General features: G+C 65.4%; 10 protein-coding genes. 7 read left to right on the forward strand and 3 right to left on the reverse strand.

The window, feature by feature from the left end:
* Positions 1-181: 181 nt before the first annotated feature.
* Positions 182-1,459, forward strand: a complete 1,278-nt coding sequence (locus Q376_RS0118650) for a DUF945 family protein (RefSeq protein ID WP_027351580.1) — start codon at positions 182-184, stop codon at positions 1,457-1,459.
* A 181-nt stretch (positions 1,460-1,640) separates the two neighbouring features.
* Positions 1,641-4,121, forward strand: coding sequence for an endopeptidase La (gene lon, locus Q376_RS0118655; protein WP_027351581.1), 2,481 nt, complete (start codon positions 1,641-1,643; stop codon positions 4,119-4,121).
* 51 nt (positions 4,122-4,172) lie between these two features.
* Here the strand turns inward: lon and Q376_RS0118660 are convergent, their stop codons facing one another.
* Both Q376_RS0118660 and Q376_RS0118665 read right to left on the reverse strand, forming a co-directional pair.
* On the reverse strand, positions 4,173-5,948 hold the full coding sequence (locus Q376_RS0118660) for a glycoside hydrolase family 15 protein (RefSeq protein WP_027351582.1): 1,776 nt from the start codon (positions 5,946-5,948) through the stop codon (positions 4,173-4,175).
* 72 nt (positions 5,949-6,020) lie between these two features.
* Entirely contained in the window at positions 6,021-6,779 is a 759-nt protein-coding gene (locus Q376_RS0118665) for an SDR family NAD(P)-dependent oxidoreductase (protein ID WP_027351583.1), read from the reverse strand.
* Between the two features lie 286 nt (positions 6,780-7,065).
* On the opposite strand from Q376_RS0118665, the gene Q376_RS0118670 reads away from it, so the two are divergent.
* Complete coding sequence (locus Q376_RS0118670) at positions 7,066-8,391, forward strand: aspartate aminotransferase family protein (RefSeq protein WP_027351584.1); 1,326 nt, start codon at positions 7,066-7,068, stop codon at positions 8,389-8,391.
* A 15-nt stretch (positions 8,392-8,406) separates the two neighbouring features.
* Here Q376_RS0118670 and pdxR read toward each other — a convergent pair whose 3' ends face one another.
* Positions 8,407-9,873 (reverse strand): MocR-like pyridoxine biosynthesis transcription factor PdxR, encoded by a 1,467-nt coding sequence (pdxR, locus tag Q376_RS0118675; RefSeq protein ID WP_027351585.1) that lies wholly within the window; start codon positions 9,871-9,873, stop codon positions 8,407-8,409.
* 193 nt (positions 9,874-10,066) lie between these two features.
* Here pdxR and Q376_RS0118680 point away from each other — a divergent pair, with 193 nt between their 5' ends.
* The 4 genes from Q376_RS0118680 (at position 10,067) to Q376_RS0118695 (ending at position 13,096) form a co-directional block, all read left to right on the forward strand.
* A complete protein-coding gene (locus tag Q376_RS0118680) occupies positions 10,067-10,945 on the forward strand; it encodes a transporter substrate-binding domain-containing protein (protein WP_245598996.1) in 879 nt (292 codons plus the stop codon).
* An 82-nt stretch (positions 10,946-11,027) separates the two neighbouring features.
* Positions 11,028-11,669 (forward strand): amino acid ABC transporter permease, encoded by a 642-nt coding sequence (locus Q376_RS0118685; protein WP_027351587.1) that lies wholly within the window; start codon positions 11,028-11,030, stop codon positions 11,667-11,669.
* Positions 11,670-11,679: 10 nt separating this feature from the next.
* Positions 11,680-12,345, forward strand: coding sequence for an amino acid ABC transporter permease (locus Q376_RS0118690; RefSeq protein ID WP_027351588.1), 666 nt, complete (start codon positions 11,680-11,682; stop codon positions 12,343-12,345).
* Positions 12,338-13,096 carry an amino acid ABC transporter ATP-binding protein gene (locus Q376_RS0118695; RefSeq protein ID WP_027351589.1) on the forward strand — a complete coding sequence of 253 codons (759 nt, stop codon included), beginning with the start codon at positions 12,338-12,340 and terminating at the stop codon, positions 13,094-13,096. The genes Q376_RS0118690 and Q376_RS0118695 overlap by 8 nt, the downstream gene beginning before the upstream one ends.
* The last annotated feature ends 258 nt before the right edge of the window (positions 13,097-13,354 follow it).

The following is a 13,354-nucleotide window of genomic DNA, read 5'->3' on the forward strand; positions in this document are numbered from 1 at the left end:
CGCAAATCGCGGATTTCCTTCAGTTTCGATCGATCATCACCCATGCGCAGCCGCCGCCGGCGTGCCATCATGTCTGTGGTGTGCGCCGGCGGCGGGATGTGTCGACGGAGATCGGCGGCGGTGCGTCTTCGACGCCCGGGCGAGTGACATGGAGAGGGTGCGACAGATGAGAAGAGGGGCGATGAAAAAGGGGTTGGTCGGTGCCGGCGCGGTGCTGCTGGTGGTCGTGGTGATCGGCTATCTGGCCGGCATCGTCTATAGCCGCCACCTCTTCATGGAACGTCTCGACGAGACGCTGGTGAAGATCAGCGTGGAGAGCGGGATCGCGGTTTCCAAGCAGCAGGTCTCGTCAGGATTCTTCTCCACCAGCATGAGGCTGGTCGCGCACCTCGATCGTTTCGACGCCGGTGGCGAGCGAAGCGAACTGGTGGTTCCGCTCACCGCCCGTCACGGTATTTTCTCCACCAGTCTCGATGGACAGCTCGACCTCGAGCACGTCGCCGGCGATACGCGGGAGGCGCTGTTCGCCGACCTGCTCTCGCCTGGTCGATCGGCCGAGTTCACCGCCAGCGTCAGCCACCTGAGCGAGCGTCTCAAGTCGGAGCTGCGCCTGCCGCAGATCGATCGTGCGGGCGACGAGCGCCTGCCGGCGATGACGCTGCATGCCGGTGTGCTCCGGCTGAATGGGGTCGAGGGAGACTTCGATCTCAGCGGCGAGTGGCAGTCGGCCAGCTTCATCACTCCGGACGCCCAGCTGCAATTCGGTCCGCTGCGGTTCGTGAGTCGCTATGCGGGCGAAGAGGACAACTTCCACCAGGGCGATGAGCTGACCCTCGATCGCGTACAGTTCCAGGGTGCCCGCTCGCTACCGGTGACGCTGGAGCGCATCGACTATCACGGCCAGACCTCCTTCGCCGCCGATAATCTGCGCTATACCCTGGCGCTCGCGGTGGGGGACGCCAGCGTCTACCAGCAGCGCCTGGGCAGTGCGCGGCTTTCGGCGACGCTCGATAATCTCGATGGTGCCGCCTCGCAGCGGCTTCTGAAGGGGCTCGAACAGGGGCTCTCTTCGCGCCGCTCGGCGGCTGAACCGATCACCGACTGGACCGCGCTGGTCGAACCGCATTGGAACGACCTGCTGACCGTGCTGGCAGGCTCCCCGCAGCTGACCGTGGATGAGCTCGAACTTGAGACCTCGATGCTCGAGAAGCCCATCCATGTCGAAGGCGCGCTGAACTTCGACGGCCGGGACATCATGGCACTCGAACCCGACGCGCTGCGCGCCGAAGATGGCTGGCGGCCGCTGCTGTCGAGGCTCTATGGCGATTTCGATCTCGACAACGCGCCCCCGTTGGTATCGCTGATCGCCGGCGTTGCTCCCGACCAGAGTTCGCTCAACATCACGCTCGACGATGGCACCCTGTCGATCAACGAACAGCCCTGGTTCAAGCTCTTCTGAGTTCCCGTCAGCACGAGCCGACCCATCGTCCCCGATGAGCGCCGGCTCGTGCTATCGCCCCCACCCTTGATATGGGCGAGCTCCGCCCACATTGCACAGGCATCCCCATCAATCCTGTTCGCCGAGCACGTCAATCAGGCCGGCGATGTGACGGCCAGGCCGTCTGGACAAGGAAGACGCCATGAGCGAACGCAACGAACTGCGTTTGAGTGATGAAATCGAAGTCTCCCCTCAGACCGAAGCCCCAGAAGGTGTTCTCGAACTTTCCCTCGATGACGAAGCGAGCGTCGCTCAGCCAGGGCAGGGCAGCGCCTATGCGCAGGCAGGGCAGGCGATCGTTCCCGCTGGTGAGGTCCTGCCTGAGCGCATCTATCTGCTGCCGATCAACAATCGACCGTTCTTTCCCGCCCAGGTGCAGCCGCTTTTGATCAATCGCCAGCGCTGGGAAGAGACCATGCAGCGGGTAGCCAATACCAGCCATCACTGTGTCGGGCTCGCCTTCGTCGGTGATATCGCCCGCGACGTGCCCGAGGACAGCGACTTCCCGCTGATCGGCACTGCGGTGAAGGTGCATCGCGCCCAATCCCAGGACGAACAGCTGCAGTTCATCGCCCAGGGCGTGCGGCGCTTCCGCATCGTCCGTTGGCTGTCGCGCAAGCCACCGTTTCTGGTCGAGGTCAGCTATCCGAAGGAGCCTGTCGATCGCGACGCGGACGAGACCCGTGCCTACGCGATGTCGGTGATCAATGGGATCAAGGAGCTGCTGCCGATCAACCCGCTCTATGGCGAGGAGCTCAAGAACTATCTCAATCGCTTCAATCCCAATGATCCCGGCCCGCTGACCGACTTCGCCGCGGCGATCACTTCGGCCAAGGGCCCGGAGCTGCAGAAGGTACTCGAGACCCTGCCGGTGCTGCAGCGGATGCAGGCGGTGCTGCCACTGCTGCGCAAGGAGATCGAGGTCGCCCAGCTGCAGAGCGAGATCTCCGAGCAGGTCAATGCGCAGATGCACGAGCGCCAGCGGGAATTCTTCCTCCGCGAGCAGCTCAAGGTGATCCAGAAGGAACTGGGGATCTCGAAGGACGATCGCCAGAACGACGTCGAGACCTTCCGCGAGAGGCTCGAAGGCAAGTTGCTGCCGGCGCGCGTGCAGACCCGGATCGACGAAGAGCTCGACAAGCTGTCGGTGCTCGAAACGGGCTCGCCCGAGTACGGCACCACTCGCAACTATCTCGACTGGCTGACCGCGCTGCCGTGGGGCATCACCTCCACCGACCAGCTCGACCTCACCCACGCGCGTGGGGTGCTCGATCGCGATCACGATGGGCTCGACGACGTCAAGGAGCGGATCATCGAGTTTCTCGCCGAGGGCGCTTTCAAGGGCAGCGTCGGCGGTTCGATCCTGCTGCTGGTCGGTCCGCCAGGGGTCGGCAAGACGTCGATCGGCCGCTCGATCGCCGAGGCCCTGGGCCGCCGGTTCTATCGGTTCTCGGTCGGCGGGATGCGCGACGAAGCGGAGATCAAGGGCCATCGGCGCACCTACGTTGGCGCCATGCCGGGCAAACTGGTCCAGGCGCTCAAGGAGGTCGAAGTCGAGAATCCGGTGATCATGCTCGACGAGATCGACAAGCTGGGCCAGTCGTTCCAGGGAGATCCCGCCTCGGCGCTGCTTGAGGTGCTCGATCCCGAGCAGAACGTCGACTTCCTCGACCACTATCTCGATGTGCGCCTGGACCTTTCCAAGGTGCTGTTCGTCTGCACCGCCAACCAGCTCGACACCATCCCAGGTCCGCTGTACGACCGGATGGAATCGATCCGGCTCTCCGGCTACATCGCCGAGGAGAAGATGGCGATCGCCAAGCATCACCTCTGGCCCAAGCTGCTCAATCGCGACCGCATTCCGAAGAAGCGGATCACGCTCACCGACGCGGCGCTGCGTCAGGTGATCGAAGGCTATGCTCGCGAGTCGGGGGTTCGCCAGCTCGAAAAGCAGCTGCATCGCATCGTGCGCAAGTCGGCGGTCAAGCTGCTCGAGGGCGAAGACAACGTCAAGGTCTCGGTCAACAACCTGGAGCAGTTCCTCGGCGCGCCGCTGTTTCGTCGCGAGCGGGTGCTCAAGGGGATCGGCGTGGTCACGGGGCTGGCCTGGACCTCGATGGGCGGCGCCACGCTGCCCATCGAGGCGACCCAGGTCCATGCCTTGACCCGTGGGCTCAAGCTGACCGGCAAGCTCGGCGAGGTGATGCAGGAGTCGGCCAACATCGCCTATAGCTACGTGATCGCCAACCTCAAGGATTTCGGCGTCAGCCAGGATGCCTTCGACCAGTCGTTCATCCATCTCCACGTCCCCGAAGGCGCGACACCGAAGGACGGGCCTTCAGCGGGGGTGACCATGGCTACCGCGCTGCTCTCGCTGGCCAAGCGCCGGGAGATCAAGCAGGGCCTGGCGATGACCGGCGAGCTGACGCTCACCGGGCAGGTGCTGCCAGTGGGTGGGATCCGCGAGAAGGTGATCGCCGCGCGGCGCAGCGAGATCTTCGAGCTGGTGCTGCCGAAGGCCAACCAGCGCGACTACGACGAGCTGCCCGACTATCTCAAGAAAGGGATGACGGTGCACTTCGCTGAGCGCTACCGCGACGTGGCCAAGGTCGTCTTCGTCTGACCCTTGGGCGTCCCGCGAGCGGCCCGCTGGCGACAGCGGGCCGTTTGCATTTCAGCCCGGGGTCTCAGCGCTGTGCAGGCGGAAGGCCGCGTTGATCAGTGCGACGTGGGAGTAGGCCTGAGGGAAGTTGCCGACTTGGCGTTGATGGCGGGTGTCGTACTCCTCGGCAAGCAGGCCAACGTCGTTGAGCAGCCCGACCAGACGCCGCATCAGGCCGCGGGCCAGCTCGAGTTCGCCGATCAGCGCATAGCACTCGACCAGCCAGAACGAGCAGGCGAGGAAGGTGCCTTCTTCGCCGGAAAGCCCATCGACTCCCTCGCCGGTGTCGTAGCGCTGGAGCAGGCCGTCCTCCATCAGCCGCTCGGCGACCTTGTGGACGGTGGCGACCATGCGCGGATCGTCCGCTGGCAGGAAGCCCGAAAGCGGCAGCAGCAGGAGGGCGGCGTCCATCTCTTCGTGGCCGTAGCTTTGGACGAAGTATCGGCCCTCGGCATCGAGGCCATTGGCGCAGACGTCGGCATGGATCCGGTCGGCGATGCGCTGCCAGCGGCGCTGATGGCCGAGCAGAGAGCGCGGCAGCGGCGCCCGGCTGATGCGGTCGAAGGCCAGCCATGCCATCACCTTGGAGTGGACGAAGTGGCGACGCTCGGCGCGAATCTCCCAGATGCCGTCATCCGGCGCGCGCCATAGCGTCTCGAGGTAGTCCATGAAGGCGACGATCTCGTGCTGGGTCTGCGGGATCATCTCGAGACCCTTGGGGTCGTCGGTGTCGAACGCGCCCACCAGCTCGCCCCAGATGTCGAGCTGGAACTGCTGGGCGGCGGCGTTGCCGATCCTTACCGGGTGGGCGCCCTCGTAGCCAGGCAGCCAATCGGCGATCCATTCGTCGAGCCGGCGCTCGCCGGCGAGCCCGTACATCACCTGGAGCTGGTGGGGCGCACCGGCCACCGCGCGGCGCACCCAGCCGCGCCACGCCACCGCTTCCTCCACGTAGCCGGCTTGGCGCAGCGCCGACAGAGTGAAGGAGGCGTCGCGGATCCAGCAGTAGCGGTAGTCCCAGTTGCGATGTCCACCCAGGGTCTCCGGCAGCGAGGTGGTCAGGGCTGCGGCGATGCCGCCGGTGGGGGTGAAGCTCAGGCCCTTGAGCGTGATCGCCGAGCGCAGCACCTGGTCGCTCCATTCTCCCGCCGGCCGGCAGTGGGAGGACCAGTCGTGCCAGAAGGCTTCGGTGTGATCGAGGGCGGCATAGGCGTCGAAGTCGTCCGGTGCCTGCGCGTGGGCGGGACAGTGCTGGAGCACGAAGACCAGCCGCTCGCCGGCGCAGACGTCGAAGCGCTGGGCACCGTCGAGATGTTCGGCGAGGGTATGCGCTGGCGCGCGCAGCACCAGCTGGTGGGGCCCGGCGATCAGCGCTGTGCGCTCGTCGTCGCGAGCCCGGATCCAGGGTATGGTGAGGCCATAGTCGAAACGTGCGCAGAGTTCGTGGCGAAGCCGCATCCGTCCCGATATCCCCTCGACCAGGCGCACCACGCAGCTGACCTGGTCATCACGCATCGGCATGAAGTCGATGATGCGAAGCTCGGCGTCGGCGGTGATGAAGTGGGTCTCGAGCACCAGGCCGCCATCGCGGTAGTGGCGCTGGCTGCGGTACTCGAGGTCCGGCGTCAGCGCCCAACGGCCGTGCTCGGGGCCGCCGAGCAGCGCGCAGAAGAAAGCGTCGGAGTCGAAGCGCGGCAGGCACAGCCAGTCGATCGAGCCGTCGGTGCCGACCAGCGCACCGCTGCGGCAGTCGCCGATCATCGCGTAGTCTTCGATGCGAAGGGGCATGGCAGTCTCCTGTGTGGAAGCGGACATCCCCCAGACTAGACTAATGGTCAGCGACTTACGCCATCCTCGCGGTCAGTCGCGATCGACCGCGAAGGGCGACCAGGCTTGGCGCGACGGCATCACTTCGAGCCGATTGATGTTGACATGATCAGGCAGAGTCGCGACGTAGAAGATCTGCTCGGCGATGTCTTCCGCGGTGAGCGGGGTGGTGCCGCGATAGAGCTTGTCGGAGGCGCTCTGGTCGCCTTTCGTGCGTACCAGGGTGAATTCCGTCTCCGCCATGCCGGGTGCGATGTCGGTGACCCGCACGCCGGTGCCGATCAGGTCGCAGCGCAGGTTGTAGCCGAACTGTTTGACGAACGCCTTGGTCGCGCCATAGACGTGGCCGCCCGGGTAGGGCCATTGGCCCGCCACCGAGCCGATGTTGATGATGCTCGCGCCGGCACCGGTCTCGAGCAGCGTCGGCAGCAGCGTGTGGGTGACGTTGACCAGCCCGGTGACGTTGGTGTCGATCATCGTCTGCCAGTCTTCGAGCGCGACGCCCTGCGCCGGGCCGGGGGCGAGGGCGAGGCCTGCGTTGTTGACCAGTGTCTTGACCGCGCGGAACTGCTCCGGCAGGGCGGCCACCATGTCCTGCACGGCCTTCGCGTCGCGGACGTCGAGCTCGGCGACGTGGACCGGCACCTTGGATTCGAGCTCTCCCTTGATTTCGTCCAGGCGCTCCTTGCGGCGGCCGCTGAGGACCAGCGACCAGCCGGCCTCGGCGAAGCGACGGGCGGCCGCGCGGCCAAAGCCCGAGGTGGCGCCGGTGATGAAAGCGATCTGACTCATGGGTCGAACTCCTGATCGAAAATCCTGTTGATGGAAGCGGGTGGCCAAGCCTGGTTCTCTGCGGCCGAACGGTTGCGGCTCTACAAGCGCTCTCTGGACTTTAGATTCCCGCGGCGAACGATGAAAGGTACAGATGGTGGCGGGGCGCGTGACATCCGCGCGGGCTGTCCCTTCACCGGACCCGCTCTGTCCCTGTGCGCCGTCGTCTAGAGTTCCTTAGAGTATCCTCACAAGCACGCGCGGTCCGAGGCGCGTCGCATTCGTCACCATCAACGATGGAGCGCACATGGATATCTCGATCGACCCCGTAGCGGCAGTCACCAACGACGACGTCAAACGCCTCGACCGCCAGGGTGTATTCCACTCGTGGTCGACCCAGGGCAGCCTCGATCCGCTGGTGATCAAGGGCGGCGCCGGCTGCAGGCTCTGGGACTTCGACGGTCGCGAGTACCTCGATTTCTCGAGCCAGCTGGTCAACACCAACATCGGCCACCAGCATCCCAAGGTGATCGCGGCGATCAAGGCCCAGGCCGAAACGCTGACCACCATCGCGCCAGCGCATGCCAACCTGGCGCGCGGTGAGGCGGCCGCTCGGATCCTGGCGCGCGCGCCGAAGGGCTTCGCCAAGGTGTTCTTCACCAACGCCGGCGCGGATGCCAACGAGAATGCGATCCGCATGGCGCGCGCCTTCACCCAGCGCGACAAGGTGCTGTCGGCCTACCGCTCCTATCATGGCAGCACCGGCTCGGCGATCGCCGCCACCGGCGACTTCCGCCGTGTGCCCAACGAGTTCGCCCGCGGCCATGTGCACTTCTTCAATCCCTTCCTCTATCGTACCGAGTTCTGGTCACGCGACGAGGAGGAGGAGTGCGCCCGTGCGCTGCAGCATCTGCGCCGGGTGATCGAATGCGAAGGACCGGGCTCGATCGCCGCGATCCTGCTCGAGAGCATCCCCGGCACCGCGGGCGTCCTGGTCCCGCCGCGCGGCTACCTGCAAGGCGTGCGCAAGCTCGCCGATGAATTCGGCATCGTGCTGATCCTGGATGAAGTGATGGCCGGGTTCGGGCGTACGGGCAAATGGCTGGCCCTCGAGCATTTCGACGTGGTTCCTGACCTGATCACCTTCGCCAAGGGGGTCAACTCAGGCTATGTGCCCGCCGGTGGCGTGATGGTGTCGCAGCCGCTCAGCGACTATTTCGACGATCACTTCTTCTACGGCGGGCTGACCTACTCGGGCCATCCGCTGGCAATGGCCGCGATCGTCGCTACCCTGGATGCGATGGACGAGGAGGGCGTGGTAGAGAACGCGGCCTCGATCGGGAGCCGGCTGCTGGGCCCGGGGATCGCAGCCTTGGCCGAGCGTCACGAAGTGATCGGTGAAGTGCGCGGGCTCGGCGTATTCCATGCCATCGAGCTGGTCTCCGACCGCCAGCGGCGCACTCCGCTCGGCGCGGAACAGATGGGCAGGCTCAAGCGTGCGATGGTGACCCGTGGCCTGCTGCCGTTCGTGGTCGAGAACCGCATCCATGTGGTGCCGCCCTGCATCGTCACCCCGGCCGAGATCGAACAGGGGCTCGCCATCATCGACGAGGCGCTCTCCGAGCTGGCGTGAGTTCGGGCGGGTGATTCACTCGCCGTTGAAGATCCGCGACAGCAGCTCGATCCCGGGCTCGATTCGCTCGACGTCGATCGCGTCGAAGCCCAGGCGCATGAAGTTGCGCGGCGGCACCTGATCGAAGAAGTGCTGGAAGCCCGGCTCGATCAGTATGCCGCTCTGCGATGCGCGCCACGCCAGGCGCTGGGTGTCGCAGGCCTCGGGCGTGGCGATCCAGAAGGCGCTGGCGTGGTCGCCGCTGATCCGCCGGCAGTCCGGCAGGTGGCGGCGCAGCGCCCCGTCGAGCAGTTCCCAGCGCTGGCGCGAGCTCTGCTGCTGCAGGCGCAGGGCGCGATCGTAGTGGCCCTGGGCGAGGAACTGGGCGAGCTGGCGCTGCAGGCTCGATGGCGGGTGGCGGTACATCAGCCGGCGCAGCGCGCGCAGCTCGAAGATCAGCTCCGCGTCGGCGACCAGGTAGCCCAGGCGCAGGCCGGCGGAGAGCGATTTCGAGAAGCTGCTCAGGTAGATCACCCGATGGCCGCGCTGGTCGCTCTTCAGCGCTGGCAGTGCGTCGCGCTCGATATTGGTCTCGGCGTCGTAGTCGTCCTCGATCACGATCTGGTCGCGCTGCACCGCCTGGTCGAGCAGCGCCCTGCGCCGAGCGCGGCTCATCGGTACGCCGCTCGGCACTTGGTGGCTCGGGGTGACGTAGAGATAGTCGCAGTCGTGGGTCGCAGCTTCGAGGGTGAGTCCTTCGGCATCGACCGGGCAGCCCACCAGCTGCGCACCCTGCCGGGCGAAGACGCTGGCCGCTTCGCGGTAGCCGGGATTCTCCATCGCGACGCGGGTCGCGCCGGTGAACAGCAGCTGGGTGACCAGGAACAGCGCATTCTGCGAACCGAGGGTGATCAGGATCTCATCCGCATCGGCGAGGATGCCGCGCTTTGGCAGCACCCGGGTGCGCAGCTGCTCGATCAGCGCCGGGTCGTCCTGGTCGTAGCGATCGTTGAGCCACTGGCGGTCGCGGCGCTCCTCGAGCAGCTGCCGGCTGGCTTCGCGCCACTGGCCGAGCGGGAAGCGCTGGGCATCGCGCTGGCCGTAGATGAACGGGTAGCGATAGTCCATCCAGTTGCTCGGGCGCAGCACGCCTTCGAAATGGCTGGGTCGATGAGAAAAGCGACGGTGCCAATTCGGTGCATGTTCGGGCTCGTCGAGCCGCGTCGATGATTCGCCGGCGAACGGCGGTGCATGGTAGGACTCATGGAGATAGTAGCCGCTGCGCGGCCGGCTGATCAGATAGCCGTCCTCGACCAGGCTTTCGTAGACCAGCGCCACGGTGTTGCGTGAGACCCCGAGCTGGTGGGACAACCGGCGACATGAGGGCAGCGCCTCGTTGACCGGCAGCGTGCCGGTGCAGATGGCATCGAGCAGCGCCTTGCGTATCTTCTCCTGTAGGCTGCCGCGCTGGTCCGTCTCCAGCTGGAAGTAGCGCTCTATCATCTCATGCTCCGTCGATTCCCCGCGTCTTTGGGTAGCAAGATTCGTGCCGTATGGGGTTCCCATCTGACACAAGCAATCCCGCCAACTGGCTCTATGGCTCCGTCGAGGCGATTCACTAGGGTAGGGGCCAAGGCGATTCGCCCTAATGACTGATCGACTACAACGATAACGAAACGCCTTGGAGAGCTGACGTATGCATGCCCCTGCCCCTTTCTCCCGCTTGTTCACCGCCACCGCGCTGATGCTGACCACCCTCGGGATGCTCGCGGCCCCGCTGGCCCAGGCCGCCGATCTCGATGAGATCGAGTCGCGGGGCTACATGAGCGTGGCCACCGAGGATGACTACGCACCGTTCAATTTCATGAACAATGGCCAGCCCGACGGCTTCAACAAGGACATGATCGACGAGCTGAAACAGTATGCGTCGTTCGACGTTCGCCAGGATATCCTGCCGTGGACCGGGCTGCTCGCTTCGGTGGCCAATCGCCAGTACGACGCGGCGATCACCGGTGCGTCGCTGACCGTCGATCGGCTCCGTGCGCTCAATTTCGCCCCGCCGATCGCCTCGGCCCAGCACTTCTACGTCAAGCGCAAGGGCGATGACCGGCTCAACTCGGTCGCTGACCTGAGTGGCAAGATCGTCGGTGTCCAGGCAGGCAGCGCGCTGCTCGCTCGGCTTCCCGAGCTCGAAACGATGCTCGAGGCTTCCGGTGGCAAGCTTGGAGAAGTGGTGCAGTACCAGTCCTACCCCGAGGCCTATGCCGATCTCGCCAATGGACGGCTCGACTACGTGATCGATTCGATCGTGCCGGTCAACAACCTGGTGAGTACCCGACCTGACGTCTTCGAGCGCGGCCAGGCGGTTTCCGGCGGCGGCTTCGTCGGCTGGCCGGTGCCGAAGACGAGCCCTGAGCTGCTCGCCTTCCTGACCGAGTTCCTCGATCACCTGCGCGAGAACGGCCGCCTGGCCGAGCTGCAAGAGAAGTGGTTTGGCGAATCGTTCGACGATCTGCCCACCGAGCCGATCACCACGGCGGACCAGTTCCGCGAGTTGGCCGGCCTCGAAGAGTAGTCCCGTCGTCGCGGCGGCGCTCGCCGCCGCGGATTGAAATCCAGCCGCTTCGCCGCGCTATGCGCGGTGCGAGGAGTCGTCTTTGAATTCGCAAACCTGGCTGCTGCTGCTCGAAGGAGCGTGGACCACGGTATGGATCTCGGCCGTCTCGATCGCCATCGGGGTGGTCCTGGGGCTTGGCATCGCCCTGGTGCGGATGCTGAGGATTCCATTCGTCGACCAGCTGTTGGTGCTCTACGTCAGCATCGCGCGGGCGACGCCACTGGTCACGCTGGTGCTGTTCATCTTCCTCGTCGCGCCGACCTTCGGCATCGTGATGAATCGCAACCTGGCCGCGATCCTCGCCCTGACGCTCAATACCGCTGCATTCAACGCTGAAATCTGGCGCGGTGCCTTCCTCTCGTTCTCCAAGGAGCAGCGTGAGGCGGCGATGGCCTGCGGGATGACACCGTGGCTCTGTTTTCGCCGGATCATGCTGCCGCAGATGATCACCGTGAGCCTCCCTGGGCTGGTCAACGAGATGTCGTTTCTGATCAAGGGCAGCCCTGCGATCGCGGTGATCGGTATCGTCGACCTGACCCGCGTGACCAATCGCATCTCTGCGGTTACTTACGAACCGCTGCCACCGATCCTCGCCGCCGCCTTACTCTACATGGTGGTGATCTACGCCCTGATCCAGCTGCAGGCGCTCGCCGAGTGGCGCGCCCACCGGCTAGCGGTCTGAGGAAAATCCGATGGAAAACTGGCAAATCGTCTGGGAAGCCCGGGACAGTCTGATCTCAGGCCTGTTCACCACGATCGAGATATTCCTGATCGGCAGCGTGCTCGCCTTCCTGCTCGGCTGCCTGGTGGTCTACCTGCTCGAGCAGGCCGGCCCCTGGCTGCGCCGAGCGCTGCGGGTGGCGATCGATTTGATGCGTACGCTGCCGTTTCTGATCTTCGCTTACCTGCTTTACTACGGCTTGCCGAGCCTCGGGGTGCGGCTCGACGCCTGGACCGCGGGCCTGATCGCGCTGGTGATCTACCACGGCGCCTACTTCGCCGAGATGCTGCGCGGTGCGCGGCTGGTGATGCCGGCAGGCGGCGTGGAGGCGGCTCGGGCCTGTGGCTTCCACGGTTTCACCCTGTTCCGTCGTATCCTGCTGCCGCAGCTTTTGATCCGGGTCCGGCCGCTGATCGGCAACCAGCTGATCTACTGCCTCAAGGACACCGCCTTCCTGACCATCATCACGGTCAACGAACTGACGGCGGCAGCCAATTCGATCCAGGCGATCTATTTCATTCCGATGGAGGCGTTCGTCGCCGTGATCGGGCTTTACTGGATGGTCAGCATCGTCATCGAGCTGTTGGTCAAATGGGCCGGCAGGTTCGGCCGCAAGCGAGGATTCGATCATGTCTGAGGTTCCCGTCGTCAGCCTCGAGGGCGTGTCGAAGAGTTTCAACGGGGTGGAGGTGCTGCGCGACATCCATCTCGAAGTCGCCCGTGGCGAGGTGGTCAGCGTGCTTGGGGCGTCCGGCTCGGGCAAGTCGACCATGCTGCGCTGCATCAACTGGCTCGAGCAGCCGGATCGCGGCACGGTCAAAATCAACGGCGAGCATATCGGTGTCGACGCGCAGGGCAAGCAGATGTCGGTTCGCGCGTTGGCCAGCCTGCGTGCGCGCACCGGGATGGTGTTCCAGAGTTTCAATCTATGGCCCCACCTCACCGTGCTGCAGAACGTCATCGAGGCGCCGGTGCACGTCAAGCGGATTCCGCGCAGCCGTGCGGTGGAGGAGGCGCTGGCGCTGCTCGACAAGGTCGGCATGGGGCATAAGCGCGATGCCTACCCCTACACCTTATCCGGTGGGCAGAAGCAGCGGGTGGCGATCGCGCGCGCCTTGGCGATGGCGCCGGAGGTGCTGCTGTTCGACGAGCCGACCTCGGCGCTCGACCCGGAACTGGTCGGCGAGGTGCTGGCGGTGATGCGCGCACTCTCCCTGGATGGCTACACCATGGTGGTGGTCACCCATGAGATGGAGTTCGCCCGCGCGGTGTCCGACCAGGTGGTGTTCCTCGACAAGGGCAAGCTGATCGAGCGCGCGCCTCCCGAGCGGTTCTTCACCGCCCCCGAGAGCGAGCGGGTGCAGCGCTTCCTCGCCACTCACCGCTAGCGAGCGGTTTACGCACATGGCGCGAGATGCCCCCACTGTGGCAAGATGAGGGTCAATTTCCGCTTGGCGTATCGCTCGACGCCCCGTGCCGACCGTCACGGGGCGCTCCCAGTCCCGCCCACGCCGCGACGCCGCTTCACGAGAGCGGCGTCGCGGCGGCGTCTTTGACCTTCCCCCGCACCGCGAGGTGGGCATGGCGTTGGCGAGGCTGAGCTTCTTTTCTCACCGGAACGAAGGCGAACACGGCCGTTCCGCCGG

Origin of the sequence: Halotalea alkalilenta DSM 17697 (assembly GCF_000621205.1) — a bacterium.
GTDB lineage: Bacteria > Pseudomonadota > Gammaproteobacteria > Pseudomonadales > Halomonadaceae > Halotalea > Halotalea alkalilenta.

Coding starts and splice junctions, on each gene's coding strand:
- Q376_RS0118650 (WP_027351580.1), top strand. CDS start 182: ATGAAAAAGGGGTTGGTCGGTGCCGGCGCGGTGCTGCTGGTGGTCGTG.
- lon (WP_027351581.1), top strand. CDS start 1,641: ATGAGCGAACGCAACGAACTGCGTTTGAGTGATGAAATCGAAGTCTCC.
- Q376_RS0118660 (WP_027351582.1), bottom strand. CDS start 5,948: ATGCCCCTTCGCATCGAAGACTACGCGATGATCGGCGACTGCCGCAGC.
- Q376_RS0118665 (WP_027351583.1), bottom strand. CDS start 6,779: ATGAGTCAGATCGCTTTCATCACCGGCGCCACCTCGGGCTTTGGCCGC.
- Q376_RS0118670 (WP_027351584.1), top strand. CDS start 7,066: ATGGATATCTCGATCGACCCCGTAGCGGCAGTCACCAACGACGACGTC.
- pdxR (WP_027351585.1), bottom strand. CDS start 9,873: ATGATAGAGCGCTACTTCCAGCTGGAGACGGACCAGCGCGGCAGCCTA.
- Q376_RS0118680 (WP_245598996.1), top strand. CDS start 10,067: ATGCATGCCCCTGCCCCTTTCTCCCGCTTGTTCACCGCCACCGCGCTG.
- Q376_RS0118690 (WP_027351588.1), top strand. CDS start 11,680: ATGGAAAACTGGCAAATCGTCTGGGAAGCCCGGGACAGTCTGATCTCA.
- Q376_RS0118695 (WP_027351589.1), top strand. CDS start 12,338: ATGTCTGAGGTTCCCGTCGTCAGCCTCGAGGGCGTGTCGAAGAGTTTC.